Source organism: Mesorhizobium sp. M0815 (assembly GCF_040319995.1).
In the GTDB taxonomy this organism is placed as follows: Bacteria; Pseudomonadota; Alphaproteobacteria; order Rhizobiales; family Rhizobiaceae; genus Mesorhizobium.
The window spans coordinates 68,601-88,613 of the sequence record NZ_JAMYOU010000007.1 but is presented as its reverse complement, the minus strand read 5'-3'; the positions used below and the strand labels follow the sequence as shown (position 1 = coordinate 88,613).

Genomic DNA, 20,013 nt, shown 5'->3' with positions numbered 1-20,013 from the left:
CCCGCTCTATTCCGTGTCGCGATGTGACGAAGCCGTGATCATGCGCATCAGCACGGTATCCCTCAGCCAGAAATGATGACGCAGCGCCGCGGCCAGATGCAAAGCGACAAGTCCGATGCCGGCATAGGCGAGATACCAGTGCGTCGCTGCCCAGAAGCTTTCAGCCACGTCCGATTCGCCAAGCGGCAGATTGGGCATAACAAACAGATTGAACGGCACGCTCGGGATCTCCAGCACCGAGACCGAGACCAGCGCCCAGCCGGACAGCGGCAGAGCGAGCTGAAACGCATAAAGCGCAAGATGGACAAGTGGCGCGATGCGGCGCTCGAACGGGCCGACCGAGCGCGGCAGCGGCGGGGCCGGTCTGCCAAGGCGCCAGGCGATGCGCAGGATGACCAGCCCAAGCAGCAGGAAGCCGAAGGATTTATGCAGCTGGATCAGTTCGAAGGCGGTGCGCTGGCTGGACAGTCGCACCATGACGAAGCCGAGCACGAACTGGCCGATAAAGAGCGCCGCGATCAGCCAGTGAAGGATGATCGCCGTCCAGCCGTAGCCGGTGGCCTGGTTTTTGGGCAGTGCTGACATGGTCGGTGAACGAATGCCAGGTCGGCTTTCTTCCACCTCTCCCTTATGGGGAGGGTTGGCTTACTCGCCGACCTTGAAGAAATCGACAAAGGCCCTGAGCGCCGGCCGCATCTGGCGGCGGCTTGGGTAATAGACGAAGAAGCCGTCGAAAAGCGGGCACCAGTCCTCCAGCACGCGAACAAGCTTGCCGGCGGCGAGCGCGTCGCGGACATAGTCCTCGAACACGAAGGCGAGCCCGGCGCCGTCGACCGCGGCGTTGGCAATCAGATGGTCCTCGTCGAGGATCAGCGGCCCTTTCACCGGGATTTCGATCTCCTCGCCGTTCTTCTCGAATTCCCAGCGATAGAGAATGCCGCTGGAGAAGCGGAAGCGGATGCAGCGGTGACCGGCAAGATCGCGCGGATGCTGCGGCTTGGGCATGGTCTCGAAATAGGATGGCGCGCCGACGACTGCGCCGCGAAGGTCCGGCCCGATGCGCACGGCGATCATGTCGCGCTGCAGGCTCTCGCCCAGCCGCACGCCGGCATCGAAGCCGCCCTCGACCACATCGGTGAAGCGGTCCTCGATGACGATCTCCAGCACGATGTCGGGATAGGCAGCGGCAAAGGCGCCGAGCCTTGGCGTCAGCGTCAGGTGGGCCGCGGTGCGCGGCACGGTCAGCCTGAGATTGCCGGCCGGCCGGTCGCGCGCCTCGATCGCCGATTCCAGCGCCAGGTCGATCTCCGACAGCGCCGGCCTGAGGCGCTCGAGCAGCTGCGCGCCCTCCTCGGTCGGAGCGACGCTGCGCGTGCTGCGCGCCAGAAGGCGCACGCCGAGGCGCGCTTCGAGGCTGGAAACCGCGTGGCTGACCGCCGATGGCGCGATTGCCAGTTCCTTGGCCGCGCCGCGAAAACTGCCGCATTGGGCGACCGTTGCCAGTACAGCGAGCTGTGAAAGATGGGTTCGCTTCATTGATCTATTTTTTGGAACAGCCTGTGCAAATTAGAGCCGATTATCGAACGCAGCGCAAGACGCTATCTCTGCGGCATCACAACCATCACAACAAGGAGATACGTGATGCAAACCCGCAAGCTCGGCAATGAACTTGACGTCTACCCGGTCGGCCTCGGCTGCATGGGGATGACCTTTGCCTATGGTGGCCAGCCGGAGGCGGACGCGATCGCCACGCTGCGCCACGCTGTCGACATCGGCGTCAATTTCTTCGACACGGCCGAAGTCTATGGCCCCTACGAGAACGAAATCCTGGTTGGCAAGGCGCTGAAGCCGGTGCGTGACAAGGTGACGATTGCGACGAAATTCGGCTTCAAAATCCTGGAAGAAGGCAGCGGCATGGAGCGCATGGCCGGCGTCGACAGCCGCCCGGAACACGTCAAGGCGGTTGCCGAAGCGTCGTTGAAGCGGCTGGATACGGAGGTCATCGACCTCTATTACCAGCACCGCGTCGATCCCAACGTGCCGATCGAGGATACGGTCGGCGCCATGGCCGAGCTGGTGCGCGAGGGCAAGGTGCGGGCGCTCGGCCTGTCGGAGGCGAGTGCGGCGACCATCCGCCGGGCGCATGCGGTGCATCCGATCGCCGCGGTGCAGAGCGAATATTCGCTGTGGAGCCGCGATCCGGAGGAGGAGGTGTTTGCCGTCTGTCGCGAGCTCGGCATCGGCTTTGTCCCCTATAGCCCGCTCGGCCGCGGCCTGCTCACCGGCACGATCGCCAAGCCCGATGTTCTCGGCGCCGACGACTGGCGCCGCGGGTTGCCGCGCTTCCAGGCCGACGCCATGGCGGCCAATGCGGCGGTCGTCGCCGTGCTGGAAAAGATGGCCGCCGAGAAGGGCGTGACGCCGGCGCAGCTGGCGCTCGCCTGGGTGCTGCATCAGGGCGACTTCATTGTCCCGATCCCCGGCGCGCGAAAAATCCGCCATCTGGAGCAGAATACGGCGGCAGCCGATATTGTGCTGAGCCAGGCCGAAGTGGCGTCCATCGGCGACGCGCTGTCGCCGGAAAAGGTGGTCGGCAAGCGCTATACCGAGGAGCTGCTGGCCCTGGTCAACGGTTGAACGGCGATCGACGGCGTAATCGAAACGGGGCGTTTCGGCGCCCCGTTTTCGGTCGCACCGCAATGCAAATAATTGCGAGATATTGGCGCGAGGCACCCCCCTCTGTCCTGCCGGACATCTCCCCCTCAAGGGGGGAGATTGGACGTCACCTCGGCTTTCGCCAATCACGGACGTTGCAGGAGCGAGCGGATCGCCGAAGCTGCCGATCTCCCCCCTTGAGGGGAGATGTCCGGCAGGACAGAGGGGAGTGCTGTCCCGCCGACATTTCCTACCAAGGCACGACACTGATCTCCGGCCAGTTCTCCCTCGCACGCGCGCCCTTCATCTCGTGCGTCTGCCGATTATCCAGTGCACGGTTCGGGGTAACGCGAAACGAGAAGATGTCGTCGAGCCCGAACGGCGCCACGAGCGCGAGTTGCCCATCGGTGCCGAATCTAACGCCGACCGCATGGGTTTTCGAAGCGAAATAGGACAGCGCCTCGGCGGACGACGACAGTCTGGGATAGGAACCGCCAAAGCGCGCCTCAAACCACAGATGCACCCGCGCCTGGTTGCGCACTTCGACCGGCAGCGTCAGTCCTTCGAACTGCTTCGCCGCCCGGCGGATGACCGTGTCCTCGGCCTCGTAAGACAGATCGCTCTCATCGAAATAGAACAGATCGACATCACGAATGCCATATCCCGAAGGCTTCGCCGTCAGATGATTCCAGACGCTGTTGTAAAGCGCGCCGGACACGACCAGCCAGTCGGGGAGGTCGAGCGCCCGTACCCGCGACAGCGTCTCGCCGACCAGCGGATCGGCCGAGACGATATCGAGAAAGGCTGCACGCTGTTCCTCGAAGGGCAGCCCTGAATAGCGCAAATGGTTCATCGCCCTTTGGAGGGCGATTCGCCATGCGTCCGCAATCCCTCAGCCGCGCAGCACGCCGCCGGTCTGTTTGCCGACATTCTCGACGATGCGCTTGGCCAGCGCCTCGAAATCCTCGTCGGTCAGCGTCTTTTCGACCGGCTGGATCGAAACTTCGATGGCGATCGACTTCTTCGCCGCGCCGAGCGCTGCACCCTCGAAAACATCGAACACCGAGACGCCGGAAATCAGCTTCCGGTCTGCGGCAAGGGCGGCGCGAACGAGTGTGCCGGCTTCGACCGCCTTGTCGACGACGAAGGCGAAATCGCGCTTGACCGCCTGGAAGGCGGACAGATCGAGCCTCGGCTTTGTCCGCGTCGGCTTGGCCTTCGGCTCGGGCACGGCATCGATGAACACCTCAAACCCGCAAAGCGGACCGGAGACGTCAAGCCCCTCCAGCGTCTTCGGGTGGAACTCGCCGAACGTGCCAAGGATTACCTTCGGCCCGAGCTTGATCGTGCCGGAGCGGCCGGGGTGATACCAGGCCGGGCTGCCGGCCTCGATCTGCAGCCGCTCGACTGGCGCGCCGCAGGCTTCGAGTGCTGCGATCGCATCGGCTTTGGCGTCGAAGACGCCGACGGCGCCGGCGTTGCCGGCCCAATGACGGCCGGAGCCCTCGAGCTTGGCGGTGCCGCGCCGAACGCCGGCGGCAACACGCCGCTGCTGGTCGGCGCCGTCGCCCTCGTAAGTGCCCGACACTTCGAACAGCGCGACATCGCCGATGCCCTTGGCGGCGTTGCGCTGCGCGGCTGCGATCAGGCCCGGCAGCAGCGACGGCCGCATGTCCGACATATCGGCGGCGATCGGGTTGGCAAGCTTCAGCGCCTGCTGGCCGCCGCCGAACAAATCGGCGTGTTTTGCCGGAATGAACGACCAGGTGACGGCTTCCATCATGCCGCGCACGGCAAGTGCCCGCTTGGCGGCGCGGGTGCGGATCTGCAGCACAGTCAGGATCTTGGCGTTGACCGCGTCGTGGCTGCCGAGCGGCTGCGGCGCGATATTGTCGACGCCGTGGATGCGCATGACCTCCTCGACCAGGTCGGCCTTGCCGTCGACATCCGGCCGCCAGGACGGGACCGCCACATTGACGACATCGCCCGTGCCCTCCGGCTTGAAGCCGAGGCGGGCAAGAATGTCGAGGCTCGTCGAGCGCGGCACGTCGATGCCGGTCAGCCGCTTCACGTCCGACAATGGGAACGAGACGATCTTCGGCCGATGGCCGGCATAGCCGACGACTTCGGTTTGCGTCGGCGTACCGCCGCAGAAATCGAGCACCAGCCTCGTCGCCAGCTCCACACCGGGAATCATCATTTCCGGGTCGACGCCACGCTCGAAGCGGTAGCGTGCATCGGTGATGATGCCGAGCGTGCGGCCGGTGCGGGCGGTGGCGATCGGGTCCCAAAGTGCCGACTCGATCAGCACGTCGGTGGTGTTCTCGTCGCAGCCGGAATGCTCGCCACCCATGATGCCGGCGATCGACTCGATACCATCCTGGTCGGCGATGACGCACATCTCCGGCGTCAGCGTGTATTCGCGGCCGTCGAGCGCCAGCACCTTTTCGCCGTCGCGTGCCCGGCGCACGGTGAGATTGCCGGTGACCTTCGCAGCGTCGAAGACATGCAGCGGCCGGCCGCGATCGAAGGTGACATAATTGGTGATGTCGACCAGCGCACTGATCGGCCTCAAGCCGATGGCGAGAAGCCTTTGCTGCAACCATTTCGGCGACGGTCCGTTCTTGACGCCGCGCACCAGGCGCAGCGCAAAGCCGGGACAGAGCTCCGGCGCTTCGATCGTCACCTTGACCAGCGTCTCGCCCTTGCCGGGGATCGGCTCTATCGGCGCGCTCTTCAGCGTGCCGAGCCCGCTCGCCGCCAGATCGCGGGCGATGCCATAAACGCTGGTCGCATCCGGCCGGTTCGGCGTCAGATTGATTTCGATCAGCGGATCGTCGAGATGGGCATAGGCGGCGAAACTGGTGCCGACCGGCGCATCGGCCGGCAGGTCGATGATGCCGTCATGCTCCTCGGACAGTTCGAGCTCGCGCTCGGAGCACATCATGCCGTGGCTTTCGACGCCGCGGATCTTGCCGACGGTCAGCGTCACGTCGATGCCGGGAATATAGGTGCCCGGTGCTGCAAAGGCGCCGATCAGGCCCGCGCGGGCGTTCGGCGCGCCGCAGACAACCTGCACCGGCGCCCTGCCGTCGCCGGTGTCGACGGTCAGCACGCGCAGCCGGTCGGCGTCGGGATGCTGGACTGCCGTCAGCACCTTGGCGATGACGAAAGGTTTCAGGCTCGCCCGGTCGTCGACATGCTCGACCTCGAGGCCGATCGAGGTGAGACGTTCGACGATTTCCGCCAGCGAGGCATCGGTCTCGAGATGATCCTTGAGCCAGGAGAGGGTGAGTTTCATGACTGTGTTCCGTCTGGTCTGGGCACGCTGCACTTGAAGCTATGCGGCCGCGCGTCGGACATGTGCAGGAAGGCGACCTGCCCGCGGATTTGCTGCGGCCCGATTGTCATGCGCTCAAGCCCCCAAACAGCGTCGGCATGTCGAGCGGCCTAAAACCGTAATGCGACAGCCAGCGCACATCGGCGTCGAAGAAGGCGCGCAGGTCCGGCATGCCGTATTTCAGCATGGCGATGCGGTCGATGCCCATGCCCCAGGCAAAGCCCTGGTATTCGTCGGGATCGAGCCCGCCGTAACGGAGCACATTGGGGTGGACCATGCCGCAGCCGAGGATCTCCAGCCAATCTGAGCCTTCGCCGAAGCGCACCTCGCCCGGCCGCGAACGGTCGCACTGGATGTCGACCTCGAGGCTGGGCTCGGTGAAGGGGAAGAAGGACGGCCGGAAGCGCATCTTGACGCTCGGCACCTCGAAGAAGGCCTTGCAGAACTCCTCCAGTACCCACTTCATGTTGGCGACGTTGGCCGATTTGTCGATCACCAGCCCCTCGACCTGATGGAACATCGGCGAGTGGGTGGCATCGGAATCCTGCCGGTAGGTCTTGCCAGGAATGACAATGCGGATTGGCGGCTTCTGCATCTCCATGGTGCGGATCTGCACCGGCGAGGTGTGGGTGCGCAAAAGCTTGCGTTCGCCCTGCTCGTCCGGCTGGAAGAAGAAGGTGTCGTGCATCTCGCGCGCCGGGTGGCCTTCCGGGAAGTTCAGCGAGGTGAAATTGTAGTAGTCGGTCTCGATGTCGGGACCTTCGGCGATGGCAAAGCCGAGATCGCCGAAGGTCGCCGCGATCTCGTCGATAACCTGGCTGATCGGATGGATGCGGCCGCGCTCGGCCGGCGATTGTCGCACCGGCAAGGTGACGTCGACCTTCTCGGCGGCAAGCCGTGCCGTGATCGCCACATCTTTCAGCTCGGCGCGGCGCGCCGAAAGTGCCTCTGTGACGCGGTTCTTGAGGCCGTTGATTGCCGGGCCTTTGACCTGGCGCTCCTCGGCGCTCATCGAGCCGAGTGTCTTCAGTATCTCAGAGACCGAACCCTTCTTGCCGAGGGCAGAGACACGCACCGCCTCGATTGCCTGCTCGTCGGCGGCAGAGGCGATCTCGGCCATCAGGGAATTTTCGAGAGTTTCCATGTCACTCATGTTCCAGACCCGATTGGAAGCAAAGAAAAACCCGCGCCAGCCCTGCCAGCGCGGGTTTCCCAAATCAAGTGTCGAATAGCTTGGGAAGCGCTGGTCTTAAGCGACAGCGCTTTCAAAAGCGTTCGGCGTGGTGTTCTTGAGGTATTCGAGCGCGACCTTGGCCTTGGCCACGAGTGCGGCAAAAGCCTGCGGCTCGTGGATGGCCATGTCCGACAGGATCTTGCGATCGATCTCGATGCCGGCCTTGTTGAGACCGTCGATGAAACGGCCATAGGTCAAGCCATGCTCATGCGTCGCCGCATTGATGCGCTGGATCCACAGCGCGCGGAACGAACGCTTGCGATTCTTGCGGTCGCGATAGGCGTACTGCAGCGACTTTTCCACCGCCTGCTTGGCGATGCGAATGGTGTTCTTGCGGCGGCCGTAAAAACCCTTGGCGGCTTTCAGGACCTTCTTGTGCTTGGCGTGCGAGGTGACGCCTCTCTTTACGCGTGCCATGTCATGATCTCCTTAAAAGCAATTCCAGGAAAAGTGCCTAGCGGTTTTCCGTTCGGAATTGCGTAAAACAAATGCGTGTCCAGACCGAATGCCCTTATTTTGGCGCATGATGTTTTCCAAAAAGTCTGCAACTTTTTGGCATCATGCCCTAGAGGCCGTTCGGCAGAAAATTCTTGATGACCTTCTTGCCATCCGGTTCAGCCAGAACCATCGTGCCGCGGGCATTTCGAATGAACTTGTTGGAACGCTTGATCATGCCGTGACGCTTGCCGGCCGCAGCCGACAGAACTTTACCCGTACCTGTGATCTTGAACCGCTTCTTGGCGGCCGATTTGGTCTTCATCTTGGGCATTTTGCTACTCCGTTTATATGCGCACCAATGCGCTTTTTGTTCGCTTCAGGCCGACCAAAGCCCGAAAAGCAAATGAAACCGCCACGGCATGCCCTGCCGGGCGGTTTTTTTGGAACGCAGTCATATACGTCAAAGCGAGGGCGCGCGCAACACCCAGCGCTCAGCAACCTTGTAGTGCTCAGGGGAAACGGAACAGCACCGGTAATATGCCCGACTGCTGGGCGCCGTCGATCAGTTCGAAAGCCGGCAAGGCAAGGAGGAACACCAGCCCGTCCAGTAACGTGGTTCGCAGCAGGCGCGGCTTGAAGCTGCCGGTGTCGCCTTCCTGATACAGTGACAGTTTCGGGAAGAAGCGCGGCACTTTCGCCAGATAGGCCTGGTATGGCGCGCCGAGAACCTCCTTGAGGAATTTCTCCTCGCGCAGGATAACGATGTAGAAGGCACCCGCGCAGAGCGCTCCAAAGCCGATCGTGGCCGCGATGGAGCCGATCTGTGCGCCGACACCAGCGGCAGCTAAAGTGGAGAAAAGGTAGAGTGGGTTGCGCGTGATCGAATAGGGTCCGCCGGTCACCACTTCGGAGGATTTGCGTCCGCCGATGTAAAGCGTCGACCACAAGCGCCCGACGATGCCGAGAAAGATCAGCACGACGCCGACCATTTCGATCGTTTCATGCACTGGCGTATCGGGCGGGAAAACCGACTGGCCGAACAGCAGCGCCGCGAACATCACCATGATGAGAACGGCAAGTACCATCCTGCGCATATGCTGGTAGCTGCCAAGCCCGTGCTTAACTTGCGCGTATCTGACTTCATTGACCATGTCGGGAATCCGATCGTCGAGGGAACCAGAGCGTCGTTGCTCTCGCCGGCGATCGCAGCGTCTGGCCAAGAAAACAGGCGCCCCGCCGATCGCCGGGACGCCTTGCAACATGATTCAGGCGGATTTAATGCATGTCGCCCAAAAGTGCGCAGCGGTTTTGGGACAACGACATGCACAAAACAGAACCAAAGCGCAACGCGCTTTAGCGGGGCGCCAGCACCATCATCATCTGGCGGCCTTCGAGCTTCGGTTCGGCTTCGACCTTGGCGATGGGCGCCACTTCCTCGCGAACCTTGTTCAGAAGCTGCATGCCGAGTTCCATGTGCGCCATCTCGCGACCGCGGAAGCGCAATGTCAGCTTGACCTTGTCGCCTTCCTCGAAAAAGCGCCGGACGGCCTTCATCTTGGTCTCATAGTCGTGGCTGTCGATGTTCGGGCGCATCTTGATCTCCTTGATCTCGATGACCTTCTGGTTCTTGCGCGCCTCGGCCGCCTTCTTCTGGTTGGCGTATTTCAGCTTCCCGAGATCGAGGATCTTTACGACGGGCGGCACTGCATTGGGCGATATCTCGACCAGATCGAGCCCAGCCTCTTCGGCGAGCAGCAATGCGTCGTTGATGGAGACATCGCCCCGGTTCTGGCCTTCGGCGTCGATTAGCTGGACCCGGGGAACCCGGATATCACGGTTGGAGCGCGGGCCTTCCTTGGTGGGCGCCGCTGCTTTGAAAGGTCTGCGAATGGTCGTGGTCTCCTTGAGCCGTTTCGTTAAGGGGTTCTTCAGTTCAGAATTGCGAACGCGCAATGTGGTGAGCGCGCGGTCGGAGTCAATAGCACAGCATTCTCAGGAAATCACCTGCTCGATGAATGCTCCTCTGCACCAAGCGAAGAAAGTAACAGAGCACTTTTCGTTGAACCCCCGCTTGTGCCAAAAGACCGGCGCGAGGGAATACACCATGAGCACCACCACCCCGATCTTCCTAGACGTCGACGGGACGAGCATCGCCGTCAGGCATGCGGCAGGTGCCGAGCCCGGCATCGTCTGGCTTGGCGGCTACAAATCCGACATGCTGGGCACCAAGGCCGAAACCCTGTCGGAATGGACGCGCAAAGAAGGCCGGGCCTTCCTGCGCCACGATTATTCCGGCCATGGCGAATCGGGTGGCGCCTTTGCCGACGGCACCATCTCGAAATGGCTGGGCGAGAGCCTGGCGGTTTTCCGCCGCTTCACCCAGGGCAGGCAAATCCTGGTTGGTTCGTCGATGGGCGCGTGGATCGCGCTGCGCATGGTGCAGGAATTGCGTAAGGCGGGCGAGAACAGCGTCGCCGGCCTTGTGCTGCTGGCCCCGGCGCCCGATTTCACGTTCGAACTGGTGGAGCCGGTGCTGACCGGAGCGCAGAAGCGCGACCTCAGGAAAAAGGGTTTCTTCGAAGAGCCGTCGGACTATTCCGTCGAACCGTACATCTACACGCGCGCACTGATCGAGGACGGCCGCAGCAACCGGGTGATGACCGGGCCGATCGACACGCACTGCCCGGTCCATATCCTGCAAGGCCTGGCCGATCCCGACGTGCCGTCGAGCCATGCGCTGAAGCTGGTCGGCCAGCTGCCGGCCGACGACGTCACGCTGTCGCTCATTCCGGACGGCGACCACCGCCTGTCGCGACCTCAGGATCTCGACATGCTGGTGCGGGCGGTGGACGCGATGGTGCGGCAGGCGGGATAGAGATATGCGCATTTCCATTCCGGTGTCCGCCTTTGTGGCGGCGATCGTCGGCTTCGGCGGTACGCTGGCCATCGTCATTGCCGCCGCCAAGGCGGTCGGCGCAACGCAGGTCGAGACCGCAAGCTGGGTGACGGCACTCTGCCTGGCGATGGCCATCGAGAGCCTGTGGCTGTCGTGGCGCACGAAAATGCCGGTCATCACCGCATGGTCGACGCCGGGCGTCGCGCTGATCGCCGCATCGACCGGCTTTTCGATGGGCGAGGCGGTTGGCGCCTTCATCGTCACCGGGGTCCTGCTGGTCGCCACCGGCCTGTTCGGGCCATTGACCAAGCTGATCGCCAGAATACCGGCTTCGGTCGCGTCCGGAATGCTGGCCGGCATCGTCGTAACCTTCGCCATCAATGCGGTGAAGACCGTGCCCGTCGACCCCTGGCTGATCCTGCCGCTGGTTGCGGTCTTCTTCGTCATCCGCCTGTTCAACCCGGCGCTGTCGGTGCTGTTGGTGCTGATCGGCGGCGGTCTCGCGGCCTTTCTTACCGACCGGGTCGGCGGTCTGCCGGCACCGGAACTCTCGAGCTTGACGCTGGTAATGCCGCAGTTCACCGCCGCTTCGATCATCGGCCTGGCATTGCCGCTCTATCTGGTCACCATGGCCTCGCAGAACCTATCCGGCCTCGCCGTGCTGAGGGCAGCCGGCTATCATCCCGAACCCGGGCCGCTGATCGGCGTCACCGGCCTGTTTTCGCTGCTGACGGCGCCGTTCGGCGCCTCGACGACCAATCTTGCGGCGATCTCGGCGGCGATCTGCACCGGACCCGACGTGCATCCCGATCCGGCCGAGCGCTGGAAGACCGGCCCGTTCTACGCGCTGGCCTATCTTGTCTTTGCCCTGTTCGGCGCCTCGCTGGTGGCGATCTTCGCCGTATTGCCGCAGAGCCTGATCGCGCTGGTCGCCGGCCTGGCGCTGATGGCACCGCTCGCCAATGCGCTGTCGATCGCCTTGAAAGACGAGGACGAGCGGATGGCCGCTACCGTCACCTTCGCCGTCACCGCATCGGGGCTGACGCTGTTCGGCGTCGGTGCGGCGTTCTGGGGCCTGATCGCCGGATTGGTCGTGCTTTTCCTTGAAATGCTCAAAAAGCGATAATCATTTCAGCCGCTTGTCCGGTTTTGGCGGTTGCTGTCTTGAATCGCCGTTTTCTCCATCCCATTTCGATTCCACGCAGCCGGATTTGGCTGTCTCCAACTGAAGGATTGGGAGAAATGAACACATCTGCATTGATCCGTCCGGCCTGGACGCCGGCGACCATCGCGCTGATGGTGATCGGGTTCATGGTGTTCTGGCCGCTCGGCTTCGCCATGCTCGCCTACATCATCTGGGGCGACCGGCTCGACGGCTTCAAGCGTGACGTCAACCGCGCCACCGACGGCATCTTCGCCGGCTGCCGCCGCGGTTCCGACAAGGCCGCGCGCTGGGGCCATGGCTCCGCCCGCACCGGCAACGTCGCTTTCGACGACTGGCGCGAAAAGGAACTCGAGCGGCTTGCCGAGGAACGCCGCAAGCTCGACGAGATGCTGAGCGAGTTCGACGAATATGCCCGCGAATTGCGCCGCGCCAAGGACCAGGAAGAGTTCGATCGTTTCATGGCCAACCGCAACAAGTCGACGTCTCCCATGACCGGGTCGACGACGAACAACAAAACCACCGGCAAGCCCACGCCAGGCCTGCTCGACGAGTAAGGGTCCCGTGCCCAGATAGATAATCCAACGGCGTCGCGTCAGCGGCGCCGTTTCTTTTTTGTTCTAGTCGTTTCCCTCGAATCACGTATCGTCCCGGAATGTCCTTCGGCTTCTTTCGCACCCCGACGAAACCCAAGCCCACGCCCGTCGTGGAGCGCGAGCATTGCGTTGCCGGCCGCACGCTGCCGCTCAAGATCGTCGAGAACGACAGGGCGCGGCGCCTGACGCTGCGCATCGATTCCGGCGGCCGCGGCCTGCGCATCACCGTGCCGCCGGGGCTGCGGCGCGGCGAGGTGGAAAAATTCCTCGACCGTCATCAGGACTGGCTGGAGCAAAGGCTGGCCAAGGTGCCCAACCGGCCGCAGGTGCGGCCCGGCATCAAGATACCGGTGCGCGGTGTGCCGCATCGCATCGTCCATGAACCGTCGAAACGCGGTACAGTCACGCTGTCGCGCGACGAGCGCGGTCCGCTGATGATCGTGCACGGTGAGCGCCTGCATCTGCCGCGCCGCATCGCCGATTTCCTCAAGCGCGAAGCCAAGCGCGAGATCGAGGCGCTGGTGACCAAGCACAGTGCTGCGGTCGGCAAGCGCGCCAAGGCGATCCGCTTCAAGGATACGTCGAGCCGCTGGGGGTCCTGCACGTCGGACGGCAATCTGTCGTTTTCCTGGCGCATCATGATGGCGCCGCGGCCGGTGATAAACTACCTCGTGGCGCACGAGGTGGCGCATCTCAAGGAGATGAACCACGGCCCGAAATTCTGGAAATTATGCGAGCAGCTGTGCCCGGACACCGAGCGCTGCAAGGATTGGCTCAAGCGCAATGGCGGCGCGCTGCAGGCGATCACGTTCGAGTAGTTGTCCAATCAATCGTCATTCGCCGCGTTCAACTCCTCCGGCCGCAACCCCTCATCGACATGGCGCGGCCAAGGCAGAAAATCCTTCTCGAAGCCATCGTTGCTGAAATAAGCCAGCGCCCGATGCGCCTCCGCGCCGTTGAAGGCTGCCTTGTCCATCAAATGAGCGATGACCTCATGGGCCTGCGCCAGCTTTTGCCTGAGTTCCGCGACGGTCTTTTCCGGCATGGTCTTTGTTCTCCCGCCTTTGTGCCTGAGCAAGGTAGCGCGTTGCGCTCTTATATTAGCAAGGTGGCGCGTTCCGCTCTTACATTAGCAAGGTAGCGCGTTCCGCGCCGGCGGCAAACAGGATGCTTTTTCTCGACTCTTTGGTCGTTTCGTGCCAATCCCGCGCCATGGCGCTGGACATCAAGATATGCGGATTGAAGACTGACAAGGCACTGGCCGCGGCATTGGCCGGCGGCGCCAGCCATGTCGGCTTCAATTTCTTTGCCAAAAGCCCGCGCTATGTCGAGCCGGTGGAAGCCGGCCGCCTGCGCGAAGCGGCGCGCGGCAAGACCAAGGCGGTTGCGGTGACGGTCGACGCCAGCGACGCGTTCCTGGACGAGATCGTCGAAAAAATGCAGCCCGACATGCTGCAGCTTCACGGCGCCGAAACGCCCGACCGGGTGGCTGAGGTGAAGGCGCGCTACGGCTTGCCGGTGATGAAGGCACTGCCGGTCAGCGAGGCTGCCGATCTCGAGCGGGTTAAACCCTTCATCGGCATTGCCGACCGCTTTCTGTTCGATGCCAAGCCGCCTAAGGGTTCGGAACTGCCGGGCGGCAACGGTCTTGCCTTCGACTGGCGCATTCTGACCGGCCTTGACGCCGGCGTCGATTACATGCTTTCCGGTGGGCTCAATGCCGGCAATATCGGCGACGCCCTTCGGCTGGCGAACCCGCGCGGAATAGATCTTTCCTCAGGCGTGGAAAGCGCGCCGGGGGTCAAGGAACCGGCGCTGATCGAACAATTTTTCCGGGCCGTCGGGGCAGCACGCGACAACCGCGCCGCCTGACCACGCTTCAAACCACAGACCAGGAGATCGGCGATGGATAAGCCGGCGATACCGAATTCCTTCCGCACCGGCCCCGACGAGCAGGGCATGTTCGGCATTTTTGGCGGTCGTTTCGTTGCCGAAACGCTGATGCCGCTGATCCTTGAGCTGGAGCGGCACTGGAACGAGGTCAAGAACGATCCGGACTTCAAGGCCGAACTGACCGATCTCTCGACGCATTACGCCGGGCGGCCGTCGAAGCTCTATTTCGCCGAAGGCTTGACCAGGCATCTTCGCGAGGTTTCCGCAGCGAAGGGCCTCGGGGGCGGCGCAAAGGTCTATTTCAAGCGCGAGGATCTGAACCACACCGGCTCGCACAAGATCAACAACTGCCTCGGCCAGATCCTGCTCGCCAAGCGCATGGGCAAGACGAGGATCATCGCCGAGACCGGAGCCGGCCAGCATGGCGTCGCTTCCGCTACAGTGGCGGCGCGCTTTGGGCTTCCCTGTATCGTCTATATGGGCGCGACCGATGTCGCCCGGCAAAGCCCCAACGTCTTTCGCATGAAGCTTCTGGGCGCGGAAGTGCGGCCGGTGACCGCCGGCCACGGCACGCTGAAGGACGCCATGAACGAGGCGTTGCGCGACTGGGTGACCAATGTCGAGGACACCTATTACCTGATCGGCACCGCCGCCGGCCCCCACCCCTATCCAGAGCTGGTGCGCGACTTCCAATCGGTGATCGGCACCGAGGCGCGCGCCCAGATCCTCGAGCAGGAAGGCCGGCTGCCGGACACCATCATCGCTTGTGTCGGCGGCGGTTCCAACGCCATCGGCCTGTTCCATCCCTTCCTCGACGACAAAGAGGTTCGCATCATCGGCGTCGAAGCCGGCGGCCGCGGCCTCGATGGCATCGAGCATTGCGCTTCGATGAGTGCCGGCGCGCCCGGCGTGCTGCATGGCAACCGTACCTACCTCCTGCAGAACGCCGACGGCCAGATCATGGACGGCCACTCGATCTCGGCCGGGCTCGACTATCCCGGCGTCGGGCCGGAGCACTCGTGGCTGCGCGATTCCGGCCGCGTCGACTATGTGCCGATCCTCGACGACGAGGCGCTCGAGGCGTTTCAGCTGACGACGCGCGTCGAGGGCATCATTCCGGCGCTGGAATCCGCCCACGCTATCGCGCAGGCGGTGAAGATCGTGCCTGATATGGACAAGGACCAGATCGTCATCGTCAATCTGTCCGGCCGCGGCGACAAGGACGTGCATACGGTGGCCAATATGCTGGGCATGGAGATCTGATCATGACCACCCGTATCGACCGCCGCATGGCGAAGCTGAAGGCCGAAGGCCGACCGGCACTCGTCACCTATTTCATGGGCGGCGACCCCGACTACGACACGTCGCTGTCGATCATGAAGGCGCTGCCTGGCGCCGGCAGCGACATCATCGAGCTCGGCATGCCGTTTTCTGATCCAATGGCCGACGGCCCGGCGATCCAGGCGGCCGGCCTGCGGGCGCTGAAGGGCGGCCAGACACTGGTCAAGACGCTGAAGATGGCCTCGGAATTCCGCGCCGGCGACAATGAAACGCCGATTGTCTTGATGGGCTACTACAATCCGATCTACATCTACGGCGTCAAGCGCTTCCTGAGCGACGCGCTGGCCAGCGGCATAGACGGGCTGATCGTCGTCGACCTGCCACCGGAGATGGACGAGGAGCTTTGCATCCCGGCACTCAAGGCCGGCATCAACTTCATCCGGCTGGCGACCCCGACCACCGACGACAAGCGCCTGCGCAAGGTGCTGCAGAACACGTCGGGCTTCGTCTACTATGTCTCGATGACCGGCATTACCGGCTCGGCGCTGGCCGACACCGGCAAGGTGGCGGCAGCGGTCAAGCGCATCAAGAGCCATACCGACCTGCCCGTCTGCGTCGGCTTCGGCGTCAAGACCGCCGAGCAGGCGCGCACCATCGGTGCCTCGGCCGACGGCGTCGTCGTCGGCACGGCGATCGTCAATGCGGTCGCCAACGTGCTCGGGCCGAAGGGCGAAAAGACCGCCGATCCGGCAGAAGCCGTCGCCACGCTGGTCAGCGGGCTGTCGCAAGGGGTTCGCGCGGCTCGCCTTGCTGCCGCCGAATAGTCTTGATCATCTGGTTGACCATGATCTTTGCCGAAAACCGGTTTCCACTTTTCGGGATCATGGTCTAACTCTTCGTAAGGACAGGAGCCGAAGCGATGAACTGGATCACCAATTACGTCCGCCCGAAGATCAATTCGATGCTCGGCCGCCGCACCGACATGCCGGAAAACCTGTGGATCAAGGATCCCGAGACCGGCGAAATGGTGTTCCACAAGGATCTGGAGCAGAACCAGTTCGTCATCCCGTCCTCCGGCCACCATATGAAGATATCGGCCAAGGAACGGCTGAAGTTCTTCCTCGACGACGGCAAATACGAAACGCTGGAAAACCCCAAGGTGGTGCAGGATCCACTCAAGTTCCGCGACGAGAAGCGCTATGTAGACCGGCTGAAGGATGCCAAGGCCAAGACCGGCATGGAAGACGCCATCATCAATGCGCTGGGTACCGTCGGAGGCCTGCCGGTGGTGGTGACGGTGCAGGATTTTGCCTTCATGGGCGGCTCGCTCGGCATGGCGGCCGGTGACGCCATCGTGCATGGCTTTGAGGTCGCCCTGCAGCGCAAGCGGCCGCTGATCCTGTTTGCGGCCTCCGGCGGCGCCCGTATGCAGGAAGGCATCCTGTCGCTGATGCAGTTGCCGCGGACCACGGTCGGCGTCGACAGACTGAAGGAGGCCGGCCTTCCCTACATCGTCGTCCTGACCAACCCGACGACCGGCGGCGTCACCGCCTCCTACGCCATGCTGGGTGACGTGCACATTGCGGAGCCCGGCGCCCTGATCGGCTTTGCCGGCCCGCGCGTCATCGAGCAGACCATCAGGGAAAAGCTGCCCGACGGCTTCCAGCGCGCCGAATATCTGATGGAACACGGCATGGTCGACATGGTGGTGTCACGGCTGGAGATGCGCCAGACGATTGCGCGGCTGCTGAGAATGCTGCTCAAGCTGCCGGAAGAGCAAAAATCGCAGGAGCCGGAAATCCTGCCGCCGTCGGTGATCCCGGTCGAGGCCAGGCCGCAAGCCTGACACGACATCATGCGGCGCGGGCGGCTGTTGTGTGCCGTTGTGCGCACGCTTAGGATTCCTTCATGACCACGCTTGCCGCCGACCGCGAAATCGAAAGCCTGATGGCGCTTCACCCGAAGGGCTTCGACCTTTCGCTTGACCGCATTTCGCGGCTACTCGAGCGCCTCGGCAACCCGCAGGACCAGCTGCCGCCGGTCATCCACATCGCCGGCACCAACGGCAAGGGCTCCTGTGCCGCCTTTTCACGGGCGCTGCTCGAAGCCGCCGGCTACCGCGTCCATGTCCACACATCGCCACATCTGGTGAACTGGCATGAGCGCTACCGACTGGCCGCCGATGGCGGCGGCAGGCTGGTGGACGACAAGGTCTTCGCCGAAGCCATCGCCCGCGTCGCCAAGGCCAATCAAGGCCAGAAGATCACCGTGTTCGAAATCCTCACCGCAGTCACCTTCGTGCTGTTTTCCGAATATCCGGCCGATGCCGTCATCCTCGAGGTCGGCCTTGGCGGCCGATTCGACGCCACCAATGTCATCGCCGAGCCGGCCGTGTCGGTGATCATGCCGGTCTCGCTCGACCACGAAGCCTATCTCGGCGACCGCGTTGAACTGATCGCCGCCGAAAAGGCCGGCATCATCAAGCGTGGATGCCCGGTCGTCATCGGCGCGCAGGAAAGCGAGACGGCGCAGCAGGTGCTCATCGAAACCGCCGAACGGCTCGACTGCCCCGCCTTCGTCTATGGCCAGGATTTCCTCGCCTATGAGGAAAACGGCCGCATGGTCTATCAGGACGAAGACGGATTGATGGACCTGCCGCCGCCGCGCCTGCCGGGGCGCCATCAATTCGCCAATGCGGCAGCGGCGATCGCAGCGGTCAAGGCGGCGGGCTTCGAGATCAGCCACCGCGCCGCCGAGAAGGCGATGACGAATGTCGCCTGGCCGGGCCGCATGCAAAAGCTGCCTCAGGGCCGGCTGAGCGAACTGGCGCCGAAGGGCGCCGACATCTGGCTCGACGGCGGCCACAATCCCGGCGCTGGCGTGGTCGTCGCCGAGGCGCTGGCCGAGCAAGAGGACAAGAACCCGCGGCCGCTGTTCCTGATCTCGGGCATGATCAACACCAAGGACCAAAGCGGCTATTTCCGTGCCTTCAAAGGGCTGGTGCGGCACGTTTACACCGTGCCGGTGAGCACGAGCGACGCGGGCGTGCCGAACGACGAACTGGCGACGCGCGCCATCGAGGCCGGCCTGTCGGCCGAACCCGTCAGTTCCGTCGCCAATGCGCTGATGCTGCTGCGCGACACGTGGGACGGACCGTCGCCGCGAATCCTGATCGGCGGATCGCTTTACCTGGCCGGTGCGGTATTGGCCGAAAACGGCACACCGCCGGTTTGAGGCGTGCCTCCACCCGGGCCATGATGACGCCACACCTATCAGATCACCGCGAGGAGCCAATCATGATCAAGGTAAAGCAGCTCGCTCACGTTTGCATTTTCGCGAATGACCTAGAGAAGACGCGAAGCTTCTATCGGGACGTCCTCGGCATGGATACGCAGTTCAATTTCCTGCGCGACGGCAAGATTTTCGGCTTCTATCTCAATTGCGGCAGCCGTAGCCATGTCGAGGTGTTCCAGAAAGACGGCGCGAGCTATAGCGACTTGAACCAGATCAACCACTTCTGCCTCGAAGTGGAAAACATCGACGCCGCGATCGCCCACCTGAGGTCAAAGGGGGTTGATGTCACCTCAAAGAAACGCGGGTGCGATGACACCTACCAGGCTTGGATCCGCGACCCCAACGGCGTGAAGATCGAACTGTTCGAATACACTGAGAAAAGCGCACAATTCGTCGGCGGCGATCGTATCGCGGATTGGTGATCGCGCGTCGCCGGACAATGTGGCGGCGCAGCCGATGCTTGGTGGATTACTTCAGCTCGACCTCGATAAAGGCGAATTCGCCGTCGTTCGCGCTGATGACGTCATGTTCGACGCCCTCGTTGCGGAAATACGGCGCGCCCTTCTTCATTTCGGCGAAGGATTCGCCATCCTTGGTCAGGAGCTTCACCTTGCCGTCGGTCAACGGCACGATCACATAGTCGTGGCCATGGCGGTGCCAGCCGGTGTTGTCGCCCGGGGCGAAGCGGTATTCGGTGACGATGACGCGCTCATTGTCGATGAAGACGGTGGCCTTGGCGGATCCGGTCATATCGCTTCTCCTTTGTATTCAGAAGAGAAGAATACGGGGCGGCAAGCCGCGAGTGCCAGAGCGGCCCACCAATGACGCCAGCAAAAGAAAGCCCGGCGCGAGGCCGGGCTTTTCTGCAAAATTTTGATCGGATCAGGCGAGACTGCCGTTGATCCAGTGCGACAATGCCGTTTTCGGCGCAGCACCGACCTTCATATCGGCGACTTCGCCGCCCTTGAAGATCATCAGCGTCGGGATCGAGCGCACGCCGAACTGCGCGGCCAACTCAGGATTCTCATCGATGTTGAGCTTGGCGATCTTTATCTTGCTGCCGAGTTCGATGGCGATATCCTCAAGCGCCGGGGCGATCATCTTGCACGGGCCGCACCATTCCGCCCAGAAATCGACCACGACCGGCTCTTTGGCGTTGAGCACGTCGGCCTGGAAATTGCTCTTGTCGACCTTGACGGTGGCCATGCTGAGATCCTTTCGATT

The 20,013-nt window shown here is 63.0% G+C and carries 23 protein-coding genes; 11 read left to right on the top strand and 12 right to left on the bottom strand.

The features are described from left to right. Nucleotides 1–6: 6 nt before the first annotated feature. Nucleotides 7–585, bottom strand: coding sequence for a cytochrome b (locus NKI01_RS10840; RefSeq protein ID WP_352484688.1), 579 nt, complete (start codon nt 583–585; stop codon nt 7–9). Between the two features lie 60 nt (nt 586–645). Then, nucleotides 646–1,536, bottom strand: a complete 891-nt coding sequence (locus NKI01_RS10835) for a LysR family transcriptional regulator (protein WP_352484687.1) — start codon at nt 1,534–1,536, stop codon at nt 646–648. A 105-nt stretch (nt 1,537–1,641) separates the two neighbouring features. Between NKI01_RS10835 and NKI01_RS10830 the strand changes: the two genes are divergently transcribed. After that, nucleotides 1,642–2,637: an aldo/keto reductase gene (locus NKI01_RS10830; RefSeq protein ID WP_352963117.1), complete on the top strand. Its 996-nt coding sequence runs from the start codon at nt 1,642–1,644 to the stop codon at nt 2,635–2,637. Between the two features lie 268 nt (nt 2,638–2,905). Here the strand turns inward: NKI01_RS10830 and NKI01_RS10825 are convergent, their stop codons facing one another. From NKI01_RS10825 to infC, 7 genes are all read right to left on the bottom strand, one after another. Further along, a complete protein-coding gene (locus NKI01_RS10825) occupies nt 2,906–3,508 on the bottom strand; it encodes a nucleotidyltransferase family protein (RefSeq protein WP_352858938.1) in 603 nt (200 codons plus the stop codon). Between the two features lie 39 nt (nt 3,509–3,547). Further along, nucleotides 3,548–5,956, bottom strand: a complete 2,409-nt coding sequence (gene pheT, locus NKI01_RS10820; RefSeq protein ID WP_352963112.1) for a phenylalanine--tRNA ligase subunit beta — start codon at nt 5,954–5,956, stop codon at nt 3,548–3,550. A 106-nt stretch (nt 5,957–6,062) separates the two neighbouring features. Then, nucleotides 6,063–7,148, bottom strand: coding sequence for a phenylalanine--tRNA ligase subunit alpha (gene pheS / locus NKI01_RS10815; protein WP_352963109.1), 1,086 nt, complete (start codon nt 7,146–7,148; stop codon nt 6,063–6,065). Nucleotides 7,149–7,244: 96 nt separating this feature from the next. Next, a complete protein-coding gene (gene rplT, locus NKI01_RS10810) occupies nt 7,245–7,646 on the bottom strand; it encodes a 50S ribosomal protein L20 (RefSeq protein WP_006201247.1) in 402 nt (133 codons plus the stop codon). A gap of 148 nt (nt 7,647–7,794) precedes the next feature. Further along, nucleotides 7,795–7,998, bottom strand: coding sequence for a 50S ribosomal protein L35 (gene rpmI / locus NKI01_RS10805; protein WP_006201248.1), 204 nt, complete (start codon nt 7,996–7,998; stop codon nt 7,795–7,797). 178 nt (nt 7,999–8,176) lie between these two features. Further along, nucleotides 8,177–8,818: a methyltransferase family protein gene (locus tag NKI01_RS10800; RefSeq protein ID WP_023718299.1), complete on the bottom strand. Its 642-nt coding sequence runs from the start codon at nt 8,816–8,818 to the stop codon at nt 8,177–8,179. A gap of 202 nt (nt 8,819–9,020) precedes the next feature. Further along, nucleotides 9,021–9,557, bottom strand: a complete 537-nt coding sequence (gene infC, locus NKI01_RS10795; RefSeq protein ID WP_023677573.1) for a translation initiation factor IF-3 — start codon at nt 9,555–9,557, stop codon at nt 9,021–9,023. Between the two features lie 214 nt (nt 9,558–9,771). Between infC and NKI01_RS10790 the strand changes: the two genes are divergently transcribed. From NKI01_RS10790 to NKI01_RS10775, 4 genes are all read left to right on the top strand, one after another. Continuing rightward, complete coding sequence (locus tag NKI01_RS10790; protein ID WP_023718298.1) at nt 9,772–10,542, top strand: alpha/beta hydrolase; 771 nt, start codon at nt 9,772–9,774, stop codon at nt 10,540–10,542. Between the two features lie 4 nt (nt 10,543–10,546). Further along, nucleotides 10,547–11,689, top strand: a complete 1,143-nt coding sequence (locus tag NKI01_RS10785) for a benzoate/H(+) symporter BenE family transporter (protein WP_352484470.1) — start codon at nt 10,547–10,549, stop codon at nt 11,687–11,689. A gap of 116 nt (nt 11,690–11,805) precedes the next feature. Beyond that, nucleotides 11,806–12,282 carry a DUF2852 domain-containing protein gene (locus NKI01_RS10780; RefSeq protein WP_352963106.1) on the top strand — a complete coding sequence of 159 codons (477 nt, stop codon included), beginning with the start codon at nt 11,806–11,808 and terminating at the stop codon, nt 12,280–12,282. A 98-nt stretch (nt 12,283–12,380) separates the two neighbouring features. Beyond that, nucleotides 12,381–13,139 (top strand): M48 family metallopeptidase, encoded by a 759-nt coding sequence (locus NKI01_RS10775; RefSeq protein WP_352963103.1) that lies wholly within the window; start codon nt 12,381–12,383, stop codon nt 13,137–13,139. Nucleotides 13,140–13,147: 8 nt separating this feature from the next. On the opposite strand, the gene NKI01_RS10770 is transcribed toward NKI01_RS10775, so the two are convergent. Further along, nucleotides 13,148–13,366, bottom strand: a complete 219-nt coding sequence (locus NKI01_RS10770; protein WP_023718294.1) for a hypothetical protein — start codon at nt 13,364–13,366, stop codon at nt 13,148–13,150. A 167-nt stretch (nt 13,367–13,533) separates the two neighbouring features. Between NKI01_RS10770 and NKI01_RS10765 the strand changes: the two genes are divergently transcribed. The 6 genes from NKI01_RS10765 to NKI01_RS10740 all read left to right on the top strand — a co-directional run bounded on the left by NKI01_RS10765 (nt 13,534) and on the right by NKI01_RS10740 (nt 19,211). Then, nucleotides 13,534–14,193 carry a phosphoribosylanthranilate isomerase gene (locus tag NKI01_RS10765; protein WP_352963191.1) on the top strand — a complete coding sequence of 220 codons (660 nt, stop codon included), beginning with the start codon at nt 13,534–13,536 and terminating at the stop codon, nt 14,191–14,193. A gap of 33 nt (nt 14,194–14,226) precedes the next feature. Further along, nucleotides 14,227–15,477 (top strand): tryptophan synthase subunit beta, encoded by a 1,251-nt coding sequence (gene trpB, locus NKI01_RS10760; protein ID WP_023718292.1) that lies wholly within the window; start codon nt 14,227–14,229, stop codon nt 15,475–15,477. 2 nt (nt 15,478–15,479) lie between these two features. Further along, nucleotides 15,480–16,319 carry a tryptophan synthase subunit alpha gene (gene trpA / locus NKI01_RS10755; protein WP_352484473.1) on the top strand — a complete coding sequence of 280 codons (840 nt, stop codon included), beginning with the start codon at nt 15,480–15,482 and terminating at the stop codon, nt 16,317–16,319. Between the two features lie 95 nt (nt 16,320–16,414). Continuing rightward, nucleotides 16,415–17,341 (top strand): acetyl-CoA carboxylase, carboxyltransferase subunit beta, encoded by a 927-nt coding sequence (gene accD / locus NKI01_RS10750; protein ID WP_352547985.1) that lies wholly within the window; start codon nt 16,415–16,417, stop codon nt 17,339–17,341. Nucleotides 17,342–17,403: 62 nt separating this feature from the next. Next, nucleotides 17,404–18,729: a bifunctional folylpolyglutamate synthase/dihydrofolate synthase gene (locus tag NKI01_RS10745; RefSeq protein WP_352847680.1), complete on the top strand. Its 1,326-nt coding sequence runs from the start codon at nt 17,404–17,406 to the stop codon at nt 18,727–18,729. 62 nt (nt 18,730–18,791) lie between these two features. Further along, nucleotides 18,792–19,211: a VOC family protein gene (locus NKI01_RS10740; RefSeq protein WP_352963100.1), complete on the top strand. Its 420-nt coding sequence runs from the start codon at nt 18,792–18,794 to the stop codon at nt 19,209–19,211. 46 nt (nt 19,212–19,257) lie between these two features. Here the strand turns inward: NKI01_RS10740 and NKI01_RS10735 are convergent, their stop codons facing one another. Together NKI01_RS10735 and trxA are read right to left on the bottom strand one after the other, a co-directional pair. Next, a complete protein-coding gene (locus NKI01_RS10735; RefSeq protein WP_023718287.1) occupies nt 19,258–19,539 on the bottom strand; it encodes a cupin domain-containing protein in 282 nt (93 codons plus the stop codon). A 132-nt stretch (nt 19,540–19,671) separates the two neighbouring features. Further along, nucleotides 19,672–19,995 carry a thioredoxin gene (trxA, locus tag NKI01_RS10730; RefSeq protein ID WP_023677558.1) on the bottom strand — a complete coding sequence of 108 codons (324 nt, stop codon included), beginning with the start codon at nt 19,993–19,995 and terminating at the stop codon, nt 19,672–19,674. Nucleotides 19,996–20,013: the final 18 nt, after the last annotated feature.

Excerpts from the sequence above, each read along its gene's own strand:
- NKI01_RS10840 (WP_352484688.1), bottom strand. The coding sequence starts at position 585 with ATGTCAGCACTGCCCAAAAACCAGGCCACCGGCTACGGCTGGACGGCG.
- NKI01_RS10835 (WP_352484687.1), bottom strand. The coding sequence starts at position 1,536 with ATGAAGCGAACCCATCTTTCACAGCTCGCTGTACTGGCAACGGTCGCC.
- NKI01_RS10830 (WP_352963117.1), top strand. The coding sequence starts at position 1,642 with ATGCAAACCCGCAAGCTCGGCAATGAACTTGACGTCTACCCGGTCGGC.
- NKI01_RS10825 (WP_352858938.1), bottom strand. The coding sequence starts at position 3,508 with ATGAACCATTTGCGCTATTCAGGGCTGCCCTTCGAGGAACAGCGTGCA.
- pheT (WP_352963112.1), bottom strand. The coding sequence starts at position 5,956 with ATGAAACTCACCCTCTCCTGGCTCAAGGATCATCTCGAGACCGATGCC.
- pheS (WP_352963109.1), bottom strand. The coding sequence starts at position 7,148 with ATGAGTGACATGGAAACTCTCGAAAATTCCCTGATGGCCGAGATCGCC.
- rplT (WP_006201247.1), bottom strand. The coding sequence starts at position 7,646 with ATGGCACGCGTAAAGAGAGGCGTCACCTCGCACGCCAAGCACAAGAAG.
- rpmI (WP_006201248.1), bottom strand. The coding sequence starts at position 7,998 with ATGCCCAAGATGAAGACCAAATCGGCCGCCAAGAAGCGGTTCAAGATC.
- NKI01_RS10800 (WP_023718299.1), bottom strand. The coding sequence starts at position 8,818 with ATGGTCAATGAAGTCAGATACGCGCAAGTTAAGCACGGGCTTGGCAGC.
- NKI01_RS10790 (WP_023718298.1), top strand. The coding sequence starts at position 9,772 with ATGAGCACCACCACCCCGATCTTCCTAGACGTCGACGGGACGAGCATC.
- NKI01_RS10785 (WP_352484470.1), top strand. The coding sequence starts at position 10,547 with ATGCGCATTTCCATTCCGGTGTCCGCCTTTGTGGCGGCGATCGTCGGC.
- NKI01_RS10780 (WP_352963106.1), top strand. The coding sequence starts at position 11,806 with ATGAACACATCTGCATTGATCCGTCCGGCCTGGACGCCGGCGACCATC.
- NKI01_RS10775 (WP_352963103.1), top strand. The coding sequence starts at position 12,381 with ATGTCCTTCGGCTTCTTTCGCACCCCGACGAAACCCAAGCCCACGCCC.
- NKI01_RS10770 (WP_023718294.1), bottom strand. The coding sequence starts at position 13,366 with ATGCCGGAAAAGACCGTCGCGGAACTCAGGCAAAAGCTGGCGCAGGCC.
- NKI01_RS10765 (WP_352963191.1), top strand. The coding sequence starts at position 13,534 with ATGGCGCTGGACATCAAGATATGCGGATTGAAGACTGACAAGGCACTG.
- trpB (WP_023718292.1), top strand. The coding sequence starts at position 14,227 with ATGGATAAGCCGGCGATACCGAATTCCTTCCGCACCGGCCCCGACGAG.
- trpA (WP_352484473.1), top strand. The coding sequence starts at position 15,480 with ATGACCACCCGTATCGACCGCCGCATGGCGAAGCTGAAGGCCGAAGGC.
- accD (WP_352547985.1), top strand. The coding sequence starts at position 16,415 with ATGAACTGGATCACCAATTACGTCCGCCCGAAGATCAATTCGATGCTC.
- NKI01_RS10745 (WP_352847680.1), top strand. The coding sequence starts at position 17,404 with ATGACCACGCTTGCCGCCGACCGCGAAATCGAAAGCCTGATGGCGCTT.
- NKI01_RS10740 (WP_352963100.1), top strand. The coding sequence starts at position 18,792 with ATGATCAAGGTAAAGCAGCTCGCTCACGTTTGCATTTTCGCGAATGAC.
- NKI01_RS10735 (WP_023718287.1), bottom strand. The coding sequence starts at position 19,539 with ATGACCGGATCCGCCAAGGCCACCGTCTTCATCGACAATGAGCGCGTC.
- trxA (WP_023677558.1), bottom strand. The coding sequence starts at position 19,995 with ATGGCCACCGTCAAGGTCGACAAGAGCAATTTCCAGGCCGACGTGCTC.